The sequence below is a fragment of the Paenibacillus sp. S-12 genome (assembly GCF_030363895.1).
In the GTDB taxonomy this organism is placed as follows: Bacteria; Bacillota; Bacilli; order Paenibacillales; family Paenibacillaceae; genus Paenibacillus_B; species Paenibacillus_B alvei.
In genome coordinates, this window is sequence record NZ_JASIUF010000010.1 from 1 (window position 1) to 22,784 (window position 22,784).

At 45.6% G+C, this 22,784-nt stretch carries 21 protein-coding genes; 20 read left to right on the plus strand and 1 reads right to left on the minus strand.

Annotated features, from left to right (window positions below):
• The 6 genes from NO352_RS09565 to NO352_RS09590 form a co-directional block, all read left to right on the plus strand.
• On the plus strand, window positions 1-1,136 hold a 1,136-nt coding region (locus NO352_RS09565), incomplete at its 5' end, for an exosporium glycoprotein BclB-related protein (RefSeq protein ID WP_289355479.1).
• 373 nt (window positions 1,137-1,509) lie between these two features.
• Window positions 1,510-2,706: an MFS transporter gene (locus NO352_RS09570; RefSeq protein ID WP_289355480.1), complete on the plus strand. Its 1,197-nt coding sequence runs from the start codon at window positions 1,510-1,512 to the stop codon at window positions 2,704-2,706.
• A 256-nt stretch (window positions 2,707-2,962) separates the two neighbouring features.
• Window positions 2,963-3,805 (plus strand): AraC family transcriptional regulator, encoded by an 843-nt coding sequence (locus NO352_RS09575; RefSeq protein ID WP_289355481.1) that lies wholly within the window; start codon window positions 2,963-2,965, stop codon window positions 3,803-3,805.
• Complete coding sequence (locus tag NO352_RS09580) at window positions 3,789-3,956, plus strand: helix-turn-helix transcriptional regulator (protein WP_289355482.1); 168 nt, start codon at window positions 3,789-3,791, stop codon at window positions 3,954-3,956. Before NO352_RS09575 ends, NO352_RS09580 begins: the two co-directional genes overlap by 17 nt.
• A 437-nt stretch (window positions 3,957-4,393) precedes the next feature.
• Complete coding sequence (locus NO352_RS09585; RefSeq protein ID WP_238555920.1) at window positions 4,394-5,533, plus strand: GerAB/ArcD/ProY family transporter; 1,140 nt, start codon at window positions 4,394-4,396, stop codon at window positions 5,531-5,533.
• A 277-nt stretch (window positions 5,534-5,810) separates the two neighbouring features.
• Window positions 5,811-6,176, plus strand: a complete 366-nt coding sequence (locus NO352_RS09590; protein WP_289355483.1) for a VOC family protein — start codon at window positions 5,811-5,813, stop codon at window positions 6,174-6,176.
• Window positions 6,177-6,276: 100 nt separating this feature from the next.
• Here the strand turns inward: NO352_RS09590 and NO352_RS09595 are convergent, their stop codons facing one another.
• Window positions 6,277-7,212, minus strand: coding sequence for a DMT family transporter (locus NO352_RS09595; RefSeq protein WP_005550959.1), 936 nt, complete (start codon window positions 7,210-7,212; stop codon window positions 6,277-6,279).
• Window positions 7,213-7,342: 130 nt separating this feature from the next.
• On the opposite strand from NO352_RS09595, the gene NO352_RS09600 reads away from it, so the two are divergent.
• From NO352_RS09600 to NO352_RS09665, 14 genes are all read left to right on the plus strand, one after another.
• Entirely contained in the window at window positions 7,343-8,773 is a 1,431-nt protein-coding gene (locus NO352_RS09600) for an aminotransferase-like domain-containing protein (RefSeq protein WP_289355484.1), read from the plus strand.
• Between the two features lie 22 nt (window positions 8,774-8,795).
• Window positions 8,796-9,515, plus strand: coding sequence for an SDR family NAD(P)-dependent oxidoreductase (locus tag NO352_RS09605; RefSeq protein WP_005550957.1), 720 nt, complete (start codon window positions 8,796-8,798; stop codon window positions 9,513-9,515).
• A 127-nt stretch (window positions 9,516-9,642) separates the two neighbouring features.
• Window positions 9,643-10,338: a FadR/GntR family transcriptional regulator gene (locus NO352_RS09610; protein WP_005550956.1), complete on the plus strand. Its 696-nt coding sequence runs from the start codon at window positions 9,643-9,645 to the stop codon at window positions 10,336-10,338.
• Window positions 10,339-10,370: 32 nt separating this feature from the next.
• Window positions 10,371-11,171: an ABC transporter ATP-binding protein gene (locus NO352_RS09615; protein WP_289355485.1), complete on the plus strand. Its 801-nt coding sequence runs from the start codon at window positions 10,371-10,373 to the stop codon at window positions 11,169-11,171.
• Between the two features lie 159 nt (window positions 11,172-11,330).
• A complete protein-coding gene (locus tag NO352_RS09620; protein WP_268600026.1) occupies window positions 11,331-11,891 on the plus strand; it encodes a TetR/AcrR family transcriptional regulator in 561 nt (186 codons plus the stop codon).
• 107 nt (window positions 11,892-11,998) lie between these two features.
• The gene (locus NO352_RS09625) at window positions 11,999-14,752 is read left to right on the plus strand and encodes a cytochrome P450 (RefSeq protein ID WP_289355486.1); all 2,754 of its coding nucleotides are present in this window, start codon (window positions 11,999-12,001) and stop codon (window positions 14,750-14,752) included.
• Between the two features lie 66 nt (window positions 14,753-14,818).
• Window positions 14,819-15,088, plus strand: coding sequence for a GNAT family N-acetyltransferase (locus NO352_RS09630; protein ID WP_289355487.1), 270 nt, complete (start codon window positions 14,819-14,821; stop codon window positions 15,086-15,088).
• Window positions 15,089-15,306: 218 nt separating this feature from the next.
• Window positions 15,307-16,278 carry a DUF4179 domain-containing protein gene (locus tag NO352_RS09635; protein WP_289355488.1) on the plus strand — a complete coding sequence of 324 codons (972 nt, stop codon included), beginning with the start codon at window positions 15,307-15,309 and terminating at the stop codon, window positions 16,276-16,278.
• Between the two features lie 40 nt (window positions 16,279-16,318).
• The gene (locus tag NO352_RS09640) at window positions 16,319-17,311 is read left to right on the plus strand and encodes a DUF4179 domain-containing protein (RefSeq protein WP_289355489.1); all 993 of its coding nucleotides are present in this window, start codon (window positions 16,319-16,321) and stop codon (window positions 17,309-17,311) included.
• 207 nt (window positions 17,312-17,518) lie between these two features.
• On the plus strand, window positions 17,519-18,115 hold the full coding sequence (locus tag NO352_RS09645) for an RNA polymerase sigma factor (RefSeq protein WP_483311830.1): 597 nt from the start codon (window positions 17,519-17,521) through the stop codon (window positions 18,113-18,115).
• Window positions 18,084-19,271 carry a DUF4179 domain-containing protein gene (locus tag NO352_RS09650; RefSeq protein ID WP_289355490.1) on the plus strand — a complete coding sequence of 396 codons (1,188 nt, stop codon included), beginning with the start codon at window positions 18,084-18,086 and terminating at the stop codon, window positions 19,269-19,271. Before NO352_RS09645 ends, NO352_RS09650 begins: the two co-directional genes overlap by 32 nt.
• 170 nt (window positions 19,272-19,441) lie before the next feature.
• Window positions 19,442-20,026, plus strand: a complete 585-nt coding sequence (locus tag NO352_RS09655) for an RNA polymerase sigma factor (RefSeq protein ID WP_005550947.1) — start codon at window positions 19,442-19,444, stop codon at window positions 20,024-20,026.
• Complete coding sequence (locus NO352_RS09660; RefSeq protein ID WP_289355491.1) at window positions 20,001-21,233, plus strand: DUF4179 domain-containing protein; 1,233 nt, start codon at window positions 20,001-20,003, stop codon at window positions 21,231-21,233. The genes NO352_RS09655 and NO352_RS09660 overlap by 26 nt, the downstream gene beginning before the upstream one ends.
• A gap of 284 nt (window positions 21,234-21,517) precedes the next feature.
• Window positions 21,518-22,666 carry a chitinase gene (locus tag NO352_RS09665; protein ID WP_289355492.1) on the plus strand — a complete coding sequence of 383 codons (1,149 nt, stop codon included), beginning with the start codon at window positions 21,518-21,520 and terminating at the stop codon, window positions 22,664-22,666.
• Window positions 22,667-22,784: the final 118 nt, after the last annotated feature.

Genomic DNA, 22,784 nt, shown 5'->3' on the forward strand with positions numbered 1-22,784 from the left:
CCGGAGCAACAGGAGCGACAGGAGTAACAGGAGCGGCAGGAGCCACCGGAGCGACTGGAGCCACCGGAGCAACAGGAGCAACAGGAGCAACAGGAGCGACCGGAGCGACTGGAGCCACCGGAGCCACTGGAGCGGCAGGAGCAACAGGAGCGACAGGAGCAACAGGAGCGGCAGGAGCAACAGGAGCGACTGGAGCCACCGGAGCGACTGGAGCAACTGGAGCGGCAGGAGTAACAGGAGCGACCGGAGCAACAGGAGCGGCAGGAGTAACAGGAGCGACCGGAGAGACTGGAGCGACCGGAGTAACTGGAGCAACCGGAGTAACTGGAGCGACTGGAGAGGCAGGAGCCACAGGAGCAACAGGAGCGACCGGAGCCACAGGAGCCACAGGAGCGATCGGAGCCACCGGAGCCACAGGAGCCACCGGAGCGACCGGAGCCACAGGAGCAACAGGAGCGACCGGAGCGACCGGAGCCACAGGAGCAACAGGAGTAACAGGAGCGACTGGAGCAACAGGAGTAACAGGAGTAACAGGAGCGACAGGAGCAACAGGAGTAACAGGAGTGACTGGAGTAACAGGAGCCACAGGAGCAACAGGAGTAACAGGAGCGACTGGTTCTTCAGCAATTATCCCACTTGCTTCTGGTGTACCTGTACTGTTGACCACGCTCGCAGGCGGATTGGCAGGAACAGGCGGACTAATTGGATTTGGAAACTCTGCACCGACCACGAGTGCATTAGGTGCAACGATTGATCTTACTGGAGCGGCAGGTTTGCTTTTGAACATGGCATTCTCGATGCCGCGTAATGGCATAATTACGTCTATCTCTGCTTACTTCAGTACGACAGCGGCCCTTAGCCTTATTGGAGCAACTGCAACGGTACAGGCCCAATTGTGGCAATCGACTACACCGAACAACATATTCACTCCAATTCCAGGAGCTATCGTTACATTAGCACCATCTCTTTCTGGAGTAGTAGCAATTGGTACGATATCCCACGGAGTAACGTCAGGGTTGGCAATACCTGTAACAACAGAGACTCGCTTGTTAATGGTCTTCTCAGTTACAACAACAGGTCTTGCAGCGGGTACTACGGTTGCTGGATATGCAAGCGCTGGTGTAGCGATTTCATAATAACTAAGACGAAATAACAAAGAAGCGGCAGTCTTCACGCTTATTCGACGGTGAGGGCTTCCGCTTCTTTGTTTTGTTCATATTAATCAATTTCCAGTTCGGTTCATGTTTATATTGACTATATTCTTTTAAGGGTCATCATATCATTATTAAATTTGTTGATTCGTTCTCACCTACATATTGAACAGGGGTGAATATATAAAATGTTGGCTTCCTCAACTACAACGATTTCTCCTCAAGATCAAAAAGATCAAAAATAATCCGTTTTCCGGCATAATCAATCCGTCTTGCGGTAGCCGCAGCATTCCGATTTCTTATATCATCATAGGGAAACATTTGAAGCAGCTACTTTGGGAAAGGAGTGTCAGTCAAAATGGTTAGAATAAGGTTCAGCGTATTTTTCAGTGTTTTTGTCTCGATGGTGGCGTTAATGATTATTGCACCGGTCATGCCGCCGCTCATTCGTGAATTGGGGTTAAGCGAGATGCATTCAGGCATCATCATTTCATTAGGCTCTGTCGCTATGGCCGTGATGGCTCCTGTATGGGGACGCCTCAGTGATCTCAAGGGGAGAAAGCCGGTCATACTATTCGGATTCATCGGAATGTTCGTCAGTTATGTCATATTCACTGCAACGATGTATGCTGGATTAAATGGGGCAATAAAAGGCAGTGTGCTTCTTGGATTGCTCATCGCGGCACGCGCCATGGTTGGATTGTTCATTCCAGCCGTCCCTTCATCCGCACAGGCGTATATGGCGGACGTTACCGATGTGAAGGAGCGTTCTTCAGGCATGGCCCTTATAGGTGCGGCTAATGGACTTGGTCTTGTTCTCGGTCCTGCAATCGCAGGTATATTCGCGTTAATTGGACTAATATGGCCTTTGTACGTTGGAGCGGTATTGCCGATCATCGCATTTCTTGTCGTGTTGCTGTTAATTCCGACTCATAAACCAATGATTTACACCAAGCCGCCTAAGGTAAGTCCGTTTCAGAAAGGAATCTCTCTCTATCTATTTGCAGGGCTAACTACCATGATTAGTATCGTTACACTTCAAGTGGTTGGCGGATTCTACTTTCAAGACCAACTGGCCCTCAGCACGCAAGAAACTGCCCGTATGGTCTCAATGGGTTTAATGCTGACAGGAATCGCAATGATATTGACACAGGGTATTCAAATGAAGTCGTCGAAGCTGAAGCCTAAGCAGTTGCTGCTCATAGGATCGCTATTGCTGCTATGCAGTATCGCCCTCTTCCTATTCATTAACAGCTTGATCAGCTTCTATATTGCGTTCTTTTTGTTCGGGGTAGGGGCAGGATTGTTAATGCCGGGCTTTATGACCGGCGCATCGCTTGCAGTATCAAGCGAACAGCAGGGTGGAGTTGCAGGGCTTATTTCAGCAGTACAGGGGATATCAGCAGTCATTGCACCCATTGTGAGCTCGATGCTGTATCGTTTGGATAAGCATATTCCATTCGCAATCATTGGCGTACTCGTACTTCTATTGACCGTTACGTTGGCATCCGCATCGAATAAGCCAGTATTAAATCATTCAGCTATTGAGAAATAGGACAAGATAATGTCAAGAGAATAATCAGCAGCGCATCATCGAAATCGCAAAAAAGGGTGTTACGCTCTTTTGTATTGATAATGATTATCATTTTCTTTAAGATAAAGGTATGTGCATGTACTTGCTTTCATCCAGCAAATGATTGAAGGATGGGATTACATGAACGCCAAATCTGATATATCAGATTTAATGAAGATTGCAGCAGGATTACAATACAATTCATGGAAAATGGATTTTGAGAGTGGAGGAGAAAAACTTGAAACTGCACATCGAGTCCCGCGATTTAAGTGATGCATTCGGAGAATTCGTAGATGTCACCCCTTCACCACGAGCAAGTGCTCAGAACCGCATCTATTCCATTCCGGCACCAAGCGGATCAGGGCATCTACAGAGGTTTCTTATACGAAGAGGCCTTGAAATTAATTTCTTCAATGCAGAATTCCATCGTCCGGTAACTATGGACGTTGAAATCCACTATCCTCATCTTGAAATATCATATACAACGGCAGGCAACGGAAGCTGGTCGGCATCTTCGCAAGAGATCGCTATAACCCCAGGTATGTCAACGCTCATCTATGTTCAGGAGGCAAACATCTATGCGGAACTGTACCCTAACGAACAAATGCAGCATATGGAGCTACGGATTGATCTGCGCTATTTCGACAATAAGATTCCAGAGCTTGATCGCTTGGCCCGCATTCCCGTCTTCTGCAAGCAAATGGCGGGTTCTTCCCAAATTCCGCTGCTTGTAGAGCAAATGAAGCAATGTCCTTATCAAGGTTCGCTTCAACAACTCTATCTGAAAGGAAAGGCACTAGAGCTGCTTGCACTTCAATTGGATGGGGTAGATAAGGAGGTAGCCGCTCGGCAGGTCATTTCCAAACTGACTGCTGATGATATCCAATGTCTATATGAAGCGAAGGAAATCCTGTCGCATACGTGGAAGCAGCCTCCTAGTTTGCTCGGACTGGCACGATTGACAGGACTTAACGATTATAAGCTGAAGCTTGGGTTCAAGGAATTGTTCGGAAACTACTGTATTCGGTTACGTGCGGGGACTGCGCATGAACGAAGCAAGGCGAATGTTGGAACAAGGTGAAGCGAATGTGAGCCAGACTTCTATCATCGTTGGGTATCATAATGTAAGCCATTTTGCTTCCCTTTTCCGCAAAACTTTCGGCTACAATCCAAGTGAATGTGGAAGGCCCACAGTCTCCGCTTCAAGCAATGCGCTTGTTGTCAAACAATAAGGCGAATTAAGATGGTAAGGGAAATCATTCATCATAAATTATGAAATCTGCAGATCATTTCACTCCTTTGAGCGAAATGATCTTTTTTAGCTAGTTTAAAAAGAAGAGCAACGTCCATAATTGAAATTAGGATGCACAAATGAAAATGATGCGGATATGAATCGAAGAGCTCGGAGGTGCATGTGTCTATGTTGGCTAGTATCGGAATCTTGATTGTTGCCGCCATCACCATCCTTATCGATTATCCAACTCGCTCGAGGAATGGCAGTAAACGCGAAGCAACCATATTTGTCATACTGCTGGCTTTAAGCACACTTATTGGAGTGTTACTGGCCCTTCATGTAAAAGTCCCAAGTCCACTTAATATTCTGGCGGCCATCTATAGACCGATAACTAACCTAATTTCAAGTATACTTCAAGGATGATGAATAGGAGCAATGATGAAGCCAATTGGTGAAAATAATGATATAAGCGTTCGTCAGTTTACCATTCTCGTCTTCTTATATTCGGTTGGTACTGCAATATTGGTTATCCCTTCTGGCCTCGCGGAAGAGGTTAAGCAAGATGCATGGATTGCAGCATTAATCAGTATTGGAATAGGTCTGCTGCTTGTCAAACTTTATCTTGCAGTAGGACAATTACATGCAGGATATACACTTATTCAATTAAATGAGAAACTATTAGGGAAATGGGTCGGTCGAGCGGCATCTATAGGGTTCGTTATCTTTACACTCATAACCGCAGCGGAATTGCTCTATTATATGGGGAGTTTTATGACGACGCAAATATTGCCTTCAACCCCGATGGAGGCTACCAATATTATATTTGCGATAATCGTTATAATGGGAGTGCGCTTGGGTCTGGAGGTTTTGTCTCGATCTGCAGAAATCCTCTTTGCATGCTTCCTGTTCTTAATGTTCATTCTCCTGTTCTGTGCGGCTCCAGATATCAAGGTTCACTACATTCAGCCTGTACTTGAGACAGGAATGAAGCCGCTCATGCGTGCAACGCTGTTGTTCACGTGTATTTTCTCACTCCCTGCAGTCGTCTTCTTAATGATCTACCCGTCATCCACCAATGACACACGCAAAGCAGCGAAAGGATTCTACATTGGCGTAATTCTCGCTGGTACCGTATTAACGCTTATTATTGCCTGTACGATTCTCGTTCTGGGAGCAGAGACTACCGCGCGACAACTATATCCAAGCTATACACTGGCGAAAAGAATTATGCTCGGATCTTTTATCCAACATGTCGAAGTGGTCGTTGCGATCATGTGGTTTATCACGATCTATTTCAAAATGTCTCTCTACTTTTATGCAGCCTGCCTGGGCTTATCACAGACATTTCGCCTTGCGAACTACCGAACGGTTGTCATTCCTTTAGGCATACTTATGGTTGTACTCTCTCTAATCGTTCATCCAAACACAGTTCACTATATTAATTATAATAAGACGACTTGGATTCCATTCGTTGCTACGTTCGGGCTCGTACTTCCAATCACGCTATTATGTGCTTCGGCATTTCGGCAACAGCGATCGCAATCAGCCGCAAATCATCCTCAGGAAGGCGAGTAAGCGTGACATTGTCTATTGGGGGGGCCATCTATTGTCATACTTGCAGATGCTTGTGCAAAATCAAGTGATTTATCAAGTCGGTTCTGCTGCTTTGCAAATGAAACACAATATGGAAAACTGCATTTTCGATCTGGGCAAGCAATATACGGGTAAACGTGTGCGAAAGCACTATATACTGAAAAGTCCTCCTCACTCCTTAGAGGCGGTGGACTTTTATTTTCATTCCAAGCATATCTCCTTATCAAGAACCATTTTTCTCGAAAGGAAATGATCAAGCTTGAAGCTGAACCATCTTAACCTTACTGTCACGAATGTTGCCGCAGCCAAGCAATTTTTGCAGACCTACTTCGAACTTACTGACAGAAGCCCGAGCGGAAATCCAAGAGAACATTCCTTTGCACTTTTATCTGACGACAACGGCATGGTACTCACCTTAATGAAAGGAACAGAAGTTCAATACCCCAAAACCTTTCATATCGGATTCGTACAAGAAAGTGAAGAGAAAGTGAATGAACTGAATCAGCGGTTGAAGAACGACGGTTTCGAAGTATCTCCTCCGAAACGCTCACACGGCTGGACATTCTATATCAAAGCACCGGGCGGATTTACAGTAGAGGTAATGGCCTTAGAGAAAGGAAGTTAAATACTCATCGACTTATATTGTTGCTAAGTAACAAGCTCTTTCTGAGCATAAACTCAGAAAGAGCTTAGTTCGTTATTACTACCTAGCGTGTCATTACGACTTAACGCGTCTGAACATCTTGTAAACGTTTCTTAGCTCTTAAGGGTTTCTCAAACAATTGCTTCAGGCTGTCGTAATTGACAATCGCTGTACCAATCAGAATCGTAATCGCTCCAACAGCAGACATCCATGTGAGTGATTCCCTATAGAATAGCACGCCAACGAAAAGCGCCAACATGGGGGACACATACAACCAAGTTGAAGCAAAGATAGGCGTCGTTTTTGCAATCAGCCAATAGAACAGACTGTGTCCAATCATGGAACCAATCACAATTAAGTAAAGCAATGAACCGAGCGCACGAGTTGACAGCATGTTCTGGAAATGCCATTGCTCCGTGAACGCAGAAAGGAGAAGCAATAAGGCGCCCCCATACAGCATCTGAGATGCATTTAGTGCAATTGGTGAGATATCGGCGAAGCGTTTAGCAACTCGTTTGGAATAAATCGCGCCGCCTGCGTAGAACAACTCGCCAGCTATAATCACGATGCTTCCTATAAGCATCCATGAATGCTCAGAGACTGCCATGCTCGGAGCCATCATGATAATAACTCCAATAAACCCGATGACGCAGCCAATTAAAGAATGAACTGACGGCTTGTGGCGCATGATGGTGATCTGGATGATCAGAACCAGAATGGGGCCAGTTGCTGACAATACCGCCGCCATTCCAGATGATACATATTGTTCCCCCCAATATAATGCGGAGAATGTACCGAAAGTAAGACCGAACCCTGTAATCAACATTTCCTTATGGAAAAGCAGAGTGAGGCTTGCCTTTTTCCGCCATAGCATCCACATAAATAAAATAAGACCTGCAACGAAAAATCGTATGCCCCCGGATAAGAATGGTGGTGCTGACGCATCGACGCCAATTTTCACGGCAAGAAATGTCGTGCTAAAAATCAGACACATGAGCACATAATTGAACAAAACCATGGTTTCTCCTCCTTTTGAATTGATCATATACGTGAGGAGATAGAACAGTTTAAAAAGAGTAGAACAGATCGGGGATATATTTGGGAATTTATGTAGTACAATGAGGTTGAGGAAGATAGGAGATGTACCCATGCGATCCAAACAAATATACGACTACATCATAACGAATATCGAACGCGGCGAATGGGGTGCACACGACAAGCTCCCTTCGATTCGCTCTCTGGCTGTAGAGCTTAACGTGAATCGATTGACGGTGTTTAAAGCCTACCAATTGCTGAAGCAGCATGAAAAGGTTTATGTAAAGGAGAAGTCCGGTTACTATGTATGTCCGGATTGTGCTGGGACAGCTGCTGATGCGGTTCATCATACACCCAATGGGGTGTCTGCATTGCAGGTGACCAGCCAACTGTCCGACATTCACAGAATAGCGGTAGAGTATCAGTTTTCCCAGGCCATCATAGACCCCAACTTACTTCCAAATCTGTTTTTATCGGATTACGTCAAGAAAGTATTCGACATTTACCCCAAGCTTATGGGGAACTATTCCACACCGCAAGGCGATGAAGAGCTTCGTGATCTATTATGTCAATACTTCAAGCGCAGCAACCGAGTAGAGCTGAACAATGGCGAAATTGTGATTACGACTGGGGCGCAGCAGGCAATTGATCTGCTCTCGCGAATTCTAATCCGGCCGCTTGATGCTGTATTGGTCGAGCGCCCGACATACAGTGCTGCTATTGACATCCTCCGAGGACAAGGCGCGAGATTGATTCCAGTTGAATTCACGCCGGAAGGCTATGACTTAGAAGCGATAGAACGGCTGATGAAGCAGCATCGTCCAAGGATGTTCTATATGAATCCGACGTTCCACAATCCAACTGGATATATACTTCCCGCGTCCCAACGCAAACAGCTCGTGGAATTAGCCGAACGTTATCGGTGCGTCCTTGTTGAGGATGATGCATTTCATGACATGTATTTTCATGAACGACCGCCGCAGCCATTATTCATGTATGATACAGATGGCTGGGTTGTCTATTTGCGCAGCTTTAGCAAGTACGTCGCTCCAGGACTTCGCATCTGTGCCGTATTCGCCCGCAAATCGATGATTGAGCCGTTAATTGCGGCCAAATCACTGGCTGACAACGGGACTCCGCTCGTCACACAAAAGATATTCCTGCATTATTTTCAATCTGAGCGCATGCAGCAGCATCTAAAAAAATTGAGAACCGCGCTGCAAATTCGCAGAGACGTAATGGAGGAAGAACTGGCGGCTGCTTCGATCGATTGGCAATGGACAACTCCGCAAGGCGGATTGAACATATGGCTCCGTTTGCCGAATCATATATCTGCGAGCATGCTGCTGCAAGAAAGCCTTCAGCACTCGCTTTCCTTTGTTCCCGGGCATATCTGTGATCCCAATAACGGCTATCAGTCCTGGGTGAGGCTCAGTTATTCGTTAATGAACGAAATCCAAATACGCGAGGGCATGCGTCAGTTAACACAACTCGCGCAGCAGCTAGCAACACGATTCGATTTTCCGTCATACCAAAGGAAATAAAAATGGGAAGGAGAAGGGGACAATGAAAAACTTCATCATTTTCGGAGCAAGTAAAGGATTAGGAGACGCATTCGTGAGAGGCTTGCCTCAACAGGGGGATCAAGTATGGGTGGTGTCCCGCAATCGCCCGAACAGCTTGGATGTGGACGACGGGGTGAAGCGAATATGGGTGAAAGCGGATTTGTCTCAGCAGGAAGCAGCCTCGAGTATAGCGCATTCGATTGGGGATGCAGCCATAGATGTATTGATTTATAACGTAGGGATATGGGAACAGAACGGGTTTGAGGACGACTACAATTTTGAACAAGATGAACCTGCGGATATCGCTAACATTATTCAAGTAAATATCACGTCAACCATTACTTGCATTCAAGCGTTGCTGCCGAACCTTCGAAAATCGGATGCAGGCAAAATCATTTTCATTGGCTCCACAGCTGGATTAGAACATACTAACAATTCACAGGTGTCGTTCGTTGCTTCTAAATTTGGATTGCGCGGGATTGCAAATGCTCTGCGCGAGCATGTTCGTAAAGACCAAATTGCCGTTACCTGCGTTAATCCGGGTGAACTGGCCGCAGAAATTCCTTATGAAGAGGGAGCTGAGAAGGCGCTTAAAGCCTATGACAGCAGCCGCATTCCCGTACAAGACATCATTTCACTGGTTACATGCATAATTGGCTTATCCAAAGCAGCCTGCGTAAAGGAAATCGATATTCCTGCAATGCAGGATACGAATGCTTAATCGAAAAGATATACACAACCGTGCCTTGCACGGTTTTTTTTTATACATTTTGGTCATATTCAATATTCATTTATCGTTGACATTTGTAAAAAAAGGAATATACTCCTCTATAACAGGAGATGATCAGATGAATTTGAATGCACCCAAGTTTTCTGCCGTCCCTCGCCGCAAACTGGTGGATCAAGTGCTTGAACAGCTGCACGATGCGCTTAACCACCACTATCGCCCTGGCGATCGCATGCCGACCGAGCCGGAGCTGATGGACATGTTCGGCGTAGGACGTTCGACGATCCGTGAAGCCGTCAAGATTCTGGTGCATGCCGGTGTGCTGGAAGTTCGACAAGGGGACGGGACGTATGTTCGTTCACGCCCCTCTGATTCTGACTCGTTGGAGCAGCGTCTGCTTAGAGCGGAGACCGCACACATTACCGAAGTAAGAAGCATGATGGATGCTCTGGCAGCGCGTTTGGCCTCAGAGCGGCGCACGGACAAGGAGCTTGAGCGGATGAAGCAGCTTCTTGAAGAGCGAAAGAAGGCACTGGTGGTTGGCAATTACGCTGCCTATGTAGACCATGATGTGGAATTCCACTGTTCAATTGCAGAGGCGTGCCACAATCCTGTGCTAATTGACCTGTACCGCGCCTTCTGTAGTGCGCTTCGCGGTGAATTGAGCCATCTCATTGTAGACACGCAGCATTATGAGGATCGATCGGAGCTGCATGATCAATTGCTGCAGGCGATTGCGAACAGAGACGCTGATACAGCCGTTCGCTTGTCGATGGCTAATCTGGAGCCCCAACAGGGCCGCAGAGGCAATAAATAACTGTCGGATACACATAGGAGAGGAGAGAAGTTATGGTTATAGATGTTCGCGATGTTGCCTGGAAGAGGGACAAGAAGATGATTCTGGATCAGGTATCCTGGAAGGTAAACCCAGGTGAGCATTGGTGCCTCCTTGGGCTTAACGGTTCAGGGAAAACAACCTTATTGAATATGATTAACGGCTATATCTGGCCGACTTCAGGGAGCGTTTCTGTCCTTGGAAAGCAATTCGGCACGTTCGACCTGCGTGAATTGCGCAAGCAAATCGGTTGGGTCAGCACCTCTTTGCAGCAGAAGCTATATGGGCATGATACGGTGCAGAAGATCGTACTAAGCGGAAAATTCGCCTCGATCGGCATATACGAGAACATCGAGCAGGCTGACGAGGACAAGGCATTATCCTTAATCCGGCTGCTCGGGTGCGAGCGGCTGCTTGACCGCACCTATGATACATTATCGCAGGGTGAGCGGCAGCGCGTGCTCATAGGGCGAGCGCTGATGGCTTCACCGAAGCTTCTCATCCTCGATGAACCATGCACGGGACTCGATATCTTCGCTCGTGATCATCTTCTCCACATGATTCAAGCAATTGCACGCGAGCCTGATGCTCCGACGCTCATCTATGTTACGCATCATGTCGAAGAGATTATGCCCTGCTTTAACAAAACGCTGCTTATTAAGCAAGGAACTGTATTTTCATCAGGCAATACGGCCGATCAACTAACCTCAGCGCATCTAAGCGAATTTTTCGATTCGCCTATCGAGGTGCGGCAGGAGTTGGGCCAGCGCTACTCTCTTCAATTGCTATCCAACGAACTTAATTACAATAAGTGATAATAAAAGCGGGCGAATATGCCCGTTTTTTTATTTTGCAACCTGTAATGTAAAAATTGGATAAAGGTGTTGAAATATCGTAATAAATGATCTAAAATTATATCAAATGATAGAAAGATCTATCATTATAATTTAAATCCTACAAATGAGGATACTGCTATGAACAAAACGCGATCATCGAAAGAAGCGAAGCTCCATATGATTCTGGATGCGGCAACAGAGATCTTAGTCGAAAAGCCTACTGCTTCGTTGAATGACATTGCCGAATATGCAGGTATTGGCATCGCGACACTGCACCGTTATATCGAGAGTAGAGAGCAGCTTATGCTCCAGCTCGGTCTGCGTGCCGTTAAGGTCGTCGGTGAGACCATGGATCAGCTTGAGCGCTTGCAAAGTAACAATGAAGCGTACATTCCCCAGCTCGTGGATGCGCTAATCCCATTAGGGGACAAAATTCACTTTCTGACCCAAGATGCATCACTGTATTACAATGAGGAGATGGTTGCCGCAGAAGAGCAAATATTGCGGCGCTTACGACAATCCATCGAACAACTTCAACATAAGGGACAACTGCGTCAGGATATGAGCACGGATTGGATTGTCAATGTGCTGTACTCACTTCTCATCCTTGCTTGGCAGCAAGTGCATCAAGGAAATATCGCCAAAAATGGCGCAGCAAAACTAGTTGTGGACACACTGTACAACGGCGTGAACGCATAAGCCTCCATGTAACTGTCCACTTTGCCCCCTGAAACGCTACCTTCCTACTTACTTGCGGAAATAGACAATGGGTATCTTGTATCAATCCATTTGAGAGGATGTTGTATATGAGAGAAGCAGGACTCATTCCTGAACCAAAATCGTATGGACCGCTTGGCCACTTGCCCCTTATGGACAGCGACCAGCCAACGCTATCCCTCTGCAAGCTCGCAGAGCAATACGGCCCAATATATCGGCTAAGGCTCCCCGGATTCACGAGTCTGGTCGTGTCCGGTCATAAGCTTGTAGCGGAAGTTTGCGACATTACCCGATTCGATAAGAATGTGTACAATGATCTGCTCTTCGTGAGGGCGTTCAGTGGAGACGGGTTATTTACTAGTCATACGACTGAGCCGAATTGGAGAAAAGCCCACAATATTTTGCTGCCAACGTTCAGCAAGCAGGCCATGAAGGATTATCATCCCATGATGCTTGATATTGCGCTTCAGTTGATCCAAAAGTGGGCGCGCCTCAATCCGAACGAAAGCATTGATGTGCCTGACGACATGACCCGTCTCACCCTCGATACGATTGGAATATGCGGTTTTAATTATCGATTCAACAGCTTCTATCGGCAAGATCACAGCCCCTTTATCGTTAGCATGGTGCGGGCGCTGAATGAAGCAATGCAAAAAAGCTCCCGCCTGAAGATTCAAAACTTCTTCATGGTCAAAACAAAACGACAATTTCAATCGGATATCGATACCATGTTTACATTAGTCGACAAAATCATTGAGGAACGGAAAGCACAAGGAAATCAAGGGGAAACTGATTTGCTCTCTCGCATGTTGAACGGGATAGACCCTGACACAGGAGAGGGGCTCGATGATGAAAACATCCGGTATCAGATCATTACCTTCCTTATTGCCGGCCATGAAACGACGAGCGGCCTCTTATCCTTCGCGCTTTACTTTTTACTCAAGCATCCACAAGCATTGAAAAAAGCCTATGAAGAAGTGGAACAGGTACTGGTAAGCCCGCTCCCGACCTATCAACAAGTGCTTCAACTGAAGTATATCCGTATGATACTGAATGAATCGCTCCGCTTATGGCCGACTGCACCGGGATTTGACCTCTATGCGAAGGAGGACACCGTTATCGGCGGCAAGTATCAGGTGCGCGAAGGGGACAATGTCAGCGTGCTCCTTCCACAACTGCATCGTGACAAGGAGGCATGGGGAGAGGATGCCGATGAATTCCGTCCCGAGCGATTCGCGGATCCTGCCAAGGTACCGAATCATGCCTACAAGCCGTTCGGCAACGGCGAGCGAGCCTGTATCGGCATGCAGTTTGCCCTATACGAAGCGATGTTAGTTCTCGGTATGATCCTCCAACATTTCAACTTGATCGACCATTTAAATTACCAATTGAATGTGAAGCAGACCTTAACTTTGAAGCCGGGAGATTTTCAAATGCGCGTACAGTTGCGTGATCATAAGCAGGTCGCGAGTATGACGACGGGTGCAGCTGCTATTGTACAGAATGAGGCGGAACAACACAGTTCAACGAATAAAGATGAATCAGCACCTGATGATCGTGCTCTAATAAATTCTGCCCATCTTACACCGCTGCTTGTCTTATACGGCTCGAACTTAGGAACGGCAGAAGGGCTTGCACATCAGCTCGTCAATCAAGCTCGCCTTTACGGATTCCGAAGTGAGGCAGCTCCGCTCCATGATTATGTTGGCAGACTGCCGAAGGAGGGTGCTGTTCTTATTGTGACCGCATCCTATAACGGAAGACCGCCGAAAAATGGAGCAGCGTTTGTAAAATGGCTGGAGGAGACGCAGCCTGGAGAACTCGAAGGTGTGCAGTATGCGGTATTGGGGTGTGGGGATCGCAATTGGGCGAATACGTACCAAAGTGTACCGAAATTTATCGACGAGCAGTTGGAACGAGCAGGCGGCAAGAGGCTTGTACAGCGAGGCGAGGCAGATGCAGGAGGGGAGTTCGAGCAGCTGGTTCATACATGGAAAGATACGATGTGGGTCAATGTAAAGCAGACTCTCGGCTTTGAAGAGGACAATTCGTCGGATGATAGGGATCAAACACAAAGCGCGATTCACGTTCAAGTTGTAAGCAGACTATCAGCGATCCCGCTTGTTCGAAAGCATGACGCGTTCTTAGCTGTCGTACAACATAATCGAGTACTGCATATGACAAGCTACAAGACGTGCACGAGACAGATCGAGGTTGCGCTGCCACACGGAATCATATACAAGAAAGGGGATTTGCTCGGCGTGCTTCCGGTCAACAGCCCAGCGATTGTCGAGCGAGTGGTAAGGCGGTTCCAACTGCAAGAAAATGACCAACTTTTCGTAACTGCGAACGGACATAATGAGGCTGACCATTTTCCACTAGACCGATCCGTCTCTATACAAGATCTGCTTCGCTACTGTGTTCAATTACAAGAGCCTGCAACACCTGCACAGCTTCGGGAATTAGCGGCTTATACGCGATGTCCGCCGCACAAGCGAGAGTTAGAAGCAATGCTAGATGAGAAGGCTTACCGCGAGCACATCCTGACCAAACGCATCACCATGCTGCATTTGCTCGAAACCTATGAAGCATGCGAACTGCCATTCAACAAGTATTTGCAGCTCTTGTCGCCTCTCCAACCTGGCTATTATCCAATCGGCATTGATTCAGAACCCACTTCTCAACAGCCGAGTATCGTAATCGATTACAATGAAGCCGCGTCTAATCAAAGAAAGATGGAACACAACAACGAGCTCACTTCCGCCTACTTATCCATTTGCAATCCGGGAGACGATATCCTTATTTTCATACAAGCAGAGAACCTTGCTGTTCAGCATATCTAAATAAAGATAGATCAACCTATAGAACAATAAAAAGCTGCTGCTAAGCGGTATCATCAGATAAAAGTCATGGGTTGTACACGATGCCCTGAATACAACATCTTAGCATTTCATAACCGAAGAGAACTAGCATACTGGATTGGTAAGCCATACTGGGGCAAAGGATATGGTACAGAGGCGGCTCAAGCGACTCTACCTTATGGGTTCGAACAGCTTAAACTTCAAAAAATATTCGCTGAAGCATACACCTCCAATCCTGGATCGTGGAGAAGATTGGACTCAACTATGAAGAAACACTCAAGCAACATATGTGTCGATTCGGGCAATATCACGATTTAGCATTCTATGGATTAGTAAAAGACGAATATGGACAAAGAACGAGCTGATTGGGCTCGTTTTTTTGTGGCCAGATTTACAGTTCGTATAATAGTAAGGTCCCCTGTCACAAAATATTCGTCTGTAATTGTTATATCCTGTCACAAATAGCCGATTTGAAATTGTTATATAGAGTAGAAACAGCAGTTATAAAACAAGAGAGATTGGAGTAGTGAAACAGAATGATCCGTAAAGAGGGAAATCATCAATCGAATGACAAGCTTAGTTTGATCAAAAAATCCATCATTGTCACTTCTACAGCAGTACTTCTTGGCATAGGAACAATCGGCTCCAGCATACCCGCAACGGCAGCACCGAGGATAGATGGCTTCAATGAAAAAGCTGCTATCGAGCAAGGCTACCTTTACAAGCCTAATTTGAGTGTCAAGCATGACGGGATTACCTTAACTTTGACCGACGTTCGTTACGATGGATCAACATTATCCTTCGCATTGCGTCCAGAAGGGGCGAATCTGGATTTTCCCTTTACCTCCGACCCGGAGAAAGAGAAAATCAAAGGCTACATCAAGCCAGATTGTGAGGTGCTTGCCGATGGCAAACCAATTGCCTTCAGCAGCTCTGATGCAAATGGAGCAAACAAGAGTCTGCAATATTTTGCAAAAGGTGTGAAGCTCCCTGACGAATTCGAGCTTTCGATTAAGGCCGAAGTGACGAAAGTGAAGGAAGCTTTTGATTTTAAGGTGCCAGTGAAGTTGAAAAGCAAGCCGCTCGTCGTGAAGCCTGATGCATCGAAAACTTCCGGGAAGTTCAGCTATACCGTCAAGCAGCTTGTGCTGTCGCCGTTCTCTACCCGACTTATCCTTGACAGCCAAGGGCCGGTTCCTGCTTCTGCCGAACAATCCGGGAAGTACCATGCAAGTCCGGTTTATTATGAGTTATTAGACAACAATGGCAACGAGATCGCGCCTGAAATGATTGGGTTTTTCAATAAAAAGCCGGAAACCAAGTATCATATCGATAAATTCTACTACCCGATGGACGATAAGGCGACATCTATCACGATCAAGCCATATACGTATACGATTAACAGCAAAAACTGGGCTATCCTCGAAGAAAAGGGGAGCAACGGGAAAATGACGAATAAGAAAACCTATTTGAAAGACTTGGAGCTCACAATTCCAATCAAACGATAACACAAAAATGATTTACAATTAGAAGGGAAGATTGATAGAAATGAAACCATTCAAAAAAACGGCAATCGTCGCCTTATCCGTGGCAGCACTGCTTGGCGTAGGTGCATTCGGATCCAGTATGCCCGCAGCGGCAGCATCGAAACTAGACAACCGCATCAATGAAAAGACTGCAATCGAACAGGGTTACTTGTACAAGCCTAATTTAAGTGTCACTCATGACGGAATTACCTTGAATTTGGCCGAGGTTATGTACGACGGTTCAACATTGGCCTTCTTAATTAAGCGAGAAGGAGCGAATCTGGAACGTACCTTGTCCCCATATTACAGCATGGATGATCTAAAGAAAAATCCAAATAATGAGCATATCAAAAAAAATGTCGTTCCTGAGAAGGATCAGCTAAAGGGCTACATAAAATGGGGGACGAAGGTTTTAGTCGATGGACAGCCGATAACATCGACCACTGGCAGTTTCTCTGATCCTAAAGATGAATTTTATTATTACGCAAAAGGTGTCAAAGCGCCCGAAAAATTCGAGCTTGCGATTACGGCTGAAGTTACAAAGGTTAGTGAACCATTTGAATTCAAGATGCCTATCGAGTTGAAAAGCAAGCCGCTCGTCGTGAAGCCCGAAGCAACTAAAACGTCCGGGCAGTTCAGCTATACCGTCAAGCAGCTTGTACTGTCGCCGTTATCTACCCGACTTATCCTTGACAGCCAAGGGCCTGTTCCTGCTTCTGCCGAGCAATCCGGGAAGTATCATGCAAGCAAGGTCTATTATGAGCTTGTCGACAACAAAGGGAAGGAAATAAATCAAGAAACGATTGGTTTTTTGAATAAAAAACCGGAAACCAAGTACCATGTTGATGAATTCTACTATCCGATTGACGACAAGGTGACATCCATCACGATTAAACCATATACGTATACGGTGAATAGCAAGGATTGGAGCATTCTCGGAGCAAAAATGAAGGGCAGTGAAGGAAAGAGAACCTATTTGAAGGATTTACAAATTACGATACCGATCAATCGATAATACAGTGAAAAGCAGGGGAGTTCTAGAACGGCGAAGGCTTTGACTGGAACTGCCCTATTAACAGGCATTTACTCGCATATCATCAGATGATGATTGCGGTAAATGTCTTTTTACTTTGCCTAAATAAAAAAAATTTAGAATGCCTGTCACAAAACCGCCTGTTCCGATTGTTATATATAATAAGTCAACATGAAAGGAGTTAAGCTCTTGCAATCCGACATCTCTGGGGAACGAGTTGTGAAACCTATGAATATTGAAGAGGTTGTAGCGCAGGTACAATCCGGTGATAAGCAGGCATACAGAGTAATTCTGCAACATTACGAACGTCAGATGTATACATACTGTTACTATATTTTAAAAAATCATGCAGAAACAGAAGATGCCGTTCAGGAAATATTTATCCGTGCCTATGAAAATTTATATCAATATAATAGGCGGGTTTCCTTTTCCGCCTGGCTTTATAAAGTCGCCTATCACCATTTGATCAATTTAAAGAAAAAGAAGATCCGATGGCTCAATCTAATTAAGCAGGTTGAGAAGCAGAATGAGCATTTTGAGATTGCCTTTTCCCAGCATGAAACGATAGTCAGTCAACTATTGACCTATCTCACTGCTGAAGAGAGGCATATTTTGCTTTTAAAGGCAGTAGAACAGTATACCTTTGAGGAAATTAGTGAAATTATGGGCCTTAAGTCTGCTACTGTACGCAAAAAGTATGAGCGATTACGCGCAAAATTAATGGATCGCATTTGTAAAAAAGGAGAGAAGGTCCATGGAGCATATGCAGCGCACGGATTACGCTGAAATGGATGGAATCGAGCAAATGATTCGTGATTCGTCGCTGCCTAATAGCCGAAGCGATGAAATTATGAATCACATTGAACAAGAAGGCTGGTCAAGAACACAAAAATTTTCGCGTAAGCCGAATGTATGGAAGAAAACTGTTTTAGTTGCTTCTATTACGTTAGTATTGGGAGCGGGAATCATCGCTATGGGGTATGTATCACCGGCAATGGCAGAAGCCCTGAAAAAAGTACCTATGATCGGACAATTATTTGCGGATATAAGCGAGGAATCTGCACAACTGGCGTTTGACCGCGGTATTGTAACACAGCCTAATCTGAGCGTGACTCACGATGGAATTACCTTGAAATTGGCTGAGGTTCTGTACGATGGCACTCGTTTGTCGATTCTTATCGAGCGCAAGGGGGATAATTTGCCCCAAAGCACCATCAGTTCATATATTATGGATAATGATACTCAGCAATTAAAAGGGAATAAACGAGAGAAATTAAAAAAGACGCCTGAGGAAGAAAAGGAAAAGGGGTATATCACGCTTCCCATTATTCTTGTAAATGGACAGCCTTTTCAATACGGATCAGCCAGTTTTGGAGACTATCCTTTAGAGGATGTTGCTTATCGTATCGAATATACGGAGGGTCTGAATTTGCCCGATGAGTTTGAGCTGAGCATGAAACTGAATGTCACCGGAGTGAAGGAAACGTTCGAATTCAAGGTTCCGGTGAAGGTTGAGAATAAATCCATTGTATTCAAGCCGAATATGACGAAATCCGATGGCAAATTCTCTTACACGGTCAAGCAGCTCGACTTTTCGCCTGTGTCCACTAGGCTCGTTCTGGATAGTAAAGGCCCTGTTCCGGCAACGCCGGAGCAAACCGGCAAATATCACGCCAGCCATGTCTATTATGAGATGCTAGATGACCAGGGACGCGTCATTGAGCCGCGAATCTTCGGTTATGTTCATGCAAAGCCCAAAACCGAATATCATGTTGATGAACTATACCTGCCTGTTGAAGGTATACCGAAGTCCATCACGATTAAGCCGTTCACGCTTACAATTTACAACAAAGGATTCATCGTGAAGGGGTTAAGCAAAACGAGTCAAGGGGATCGAACATACTTGAAAGATCTTGAACTCACCATTCCCATTCAGGATTAATTTTTATGTAGAGGGAAGTTTCTCGACTCCATGAAATCATGGCGAGGGGGCGACCCTCTCTATGTGTTTGCTCTGCTCTTCCAAATTTACATTGCCTAAAATTCATGCCATGAAATGGCTTGTCCTAATTGTAGACATTAAAAAAATGAAGTTTGAAAGGGGCTGAGCTCTTGCAGTCCATTACTGCCGAGGGATTAGAAGCAAATTGTATAGATATAGAAGCAGTTATCATACAAGTCCAAGCAGGAGATAAACAGGCGTATAGAAAGATACTTGACCAATATGAACGACCGATGTATACATATTGCTATTATATTTTAAAAAATCATGCCGAGACGGAAGATGCCGTACAAGAGATTTTTATCCGTGCCTTTGATAATCTGCATCAATACAAGAGGCAAGCATCCTTCTCCGCTTGGCTTTATAAGGTAGCTTATCACCATTTAGTGAATGTGAAGAAGAAAAGAAGCCGATGGTTTCGCATGATTGAACAGTGTAAAGAACGGGAATCGGAGCGGCAATTCTCCCAACATGAAACGCTAGTCAGTGAACTGCTGACCTATCTGACGGCTGAAGAGCGGCATATTTTGCTGCTTAAGGCGGTGGAGCAGTACACCTTTGAGGAAATTAGTGAAATTATGGGTATCAAGTCTGCCACAATACGCAAGAAATATGAGCGATTACGTACGAAGCTGATGGAACGTACTTGTCAAAAAGGAGATAATGCCCATGGAACCTATGTCCCATCAAAATAAATACGCTGAAATAGATGCTATCGAAAACATGATCAGAGACTCGTCGCTGACCAACAGCCGAAGCGATGAAATTATGAATATAATTGAACAAAGGGAAACCGCAGGAAAGCAAAAATTTAAGGATAAGCCCAACTGGATAAAGAGATCACTATTCATTGCTTCTGCTGCTGCAATTATCGGCACAGGACTCATTGGAGTCGGGTATATATCTCCATCAATGGCGGAAGCTTTGAAAAAAGTCCCGGTAATCGGGCTGCTTTTTTCCGAGACGAGTGAAGATGCAGTTCTTGCTGCGATTGAACGAGGAATTATATCAACGCCAAACATCAGCATTACGCATGATGGAGTCACGTTAAGGGTGAGTGAAGTATTATTTGACGGCACGCGCTTGTCCATTCGTATTGAGCGTGAGGGCAAAAATTTGCCTGAGTATATTGGTTCTCCATATTTTGAGGGTATATCGGAAGAGGAAATGAAAAAGATCGTTAAAAAATACAAAGGGGTAAACGATCATATCGTGGAAGCCTTCGCTACTCCTGTTGAAAAACAGACCAAGGGATATGTTCGAGACCCGAAAGTTCTAATCAACGGTGAGCCTATCAAATCCTCTGGCCATCTTCAAAATTATATGATGGATGATACACACAAGCCGATCTATAAATTGGAATTCAGGCATGTCGCGACATTGCCGGATGAATTTGAGCTGACTGTTCGAACGACAGTAACACAGATCAAGGAAACGTATGAATTTAAAATTCCAGTGAAGGTTGAGAACAGAGCTATTATTCTGAAGCCGAATGTGACCAAGTCAGACGGCAAGTTCTCGTATACGGTCAAGCAGCTTGACATCTCTCCTGTATCCACTCGTCTAGTGCTGGACAGCATGGGCCCTGTTCCGGCCTCTTCGGAACAATCGGGGGATCATCATGCAAGCAGAATGTACTATGAGATAGTGGATGATCAAGGGCGTGTACTAAGCCCATCCAAACTCATCTATACGCCTGCTCTACCAAAAACCGAGTATCACCTTAATGATTGGTATGCGCCGGTAGGGATGAAATCGAAATCGATCACAATCAAACCTTATAACTTTACAATAAGTAACAAGCACTTTAGTATGAAACGAACCGATAAGAAAGATTATGGAGATCGAACGTATTGGAAAAATCTTGAGGTTACGATCCCAATTCCGCAATCGAAAAGATAAATAGACAGGGTCGGCACTACGAACCATGAAATCATGGGGAAGAGATCGGCCCTGTCTCATTTTTGCATATAGAGGGATTTCTCCCTCTTTTATTGCAATTTATCCCTTATGATCAGCCCCTCTTTTCTAGATAATGATGTTGTAAGGCTGAGCCGCACAGAGCCTTGTAGATGCTCATGCAGGTGTTGTGTCATAAGTCCGGTCATGAAATAGGAGGGATAACCGAATCTTTTATCAACAACTTGCAAGCTATATCATTATGGATTATAGGAGGATGATTACGTATGTTACGCACAGGGAATTCATCCCACAGAAAATGGATGATTGTCTTACATGCTGCTCTAGCATTGTTGCTCCTGCAAGGCATGGTACTCTGGGCGCCGCAAGCTCAAGCTGCCGTATCCAGCAAGACGATTGTAGGCTACTGGCACAACTTCGATAATGGCTCCGGGTTCATCAAGCTCCGTGACGTATCTCCTAAGTTCGATGTCATTAACGTCTCCTTCGCAGAACCAACCTCTGGCGTCACGAATGGTACAATCGGCTTCACGCCTTACAATTATTCGGATGCCGACTTCAAGGCTGATGTCGCTTACTTGCAGAGCCAAGGCAAGAAAGTCATTATCTCCATCGGGGGCCAGAATGGGCAGGTTCAACTCCCAAACGCCGGAGCCCGAGATAATTTCGTCAATTCGGTTATTGGGATCATTGAGAAATATGGCTTCAACGGACTTGATGTGGACTTCGAAGGACATTCCCTCTATTTGAACGCTGGCGACAGTGATTTCAAAAATCCCACCACTCCAGTTATCGTCAACCTCATTGCAGCTCTCCGTACAATTAATAACCACTTTGGAACCGATAACTTCTATCTTACAATGGCGCCCGAAACCTTCTTCGTACAGCTCGGATATGCTTTTTATGGCGGAAGCTGCATTAGCTGCGACAGTCGTGCAGGAGCATATCTGCCTGTCATCTATGCAACACGCGATATTCTGGATTGGCTTCAGGTACAGAACTACAACTCTGGCCCAATTACAGGCCTGGATGATCAGTATCATACGATGGGAAATGCCGACTTCCATGTTGCGATGGCCGACATGCTCTTAACTGGGTTCCCGGTTGCCAAAAATCCAAACAACTTCTTCCCAGCGCTGCGCCAGGATCAGATCGTGCTTGGATTGCCTGCTAATGCAAATGCAGGAGGCGGCTTCACTACAGTTGCAGAGGTACAAAAGGCTCTTGATGCGCTTATTAAGGGCGTGCAATTGCCCAGCTACACAACGCGCGGCAGTTCAACGGGATATCCGAATTTCCGCGGACTGATGACCTGGTCAGTAAACTGGGATAAGTTCAATAACTTCGAGTTCTCCAATAGTCACCGCTCGTATCTGGATGCACTAACTCCGTCGCTTCCAAAGGGTAAAATTTAACTCAAAATGGTGGAAACGAGATAGCGTAATACGATGAAATATCATATGACATTTCGTCACTATGCCGTATGACAATGAACAAGTATATTCATCCTGAGAGCCATCTGATTGATGTGCT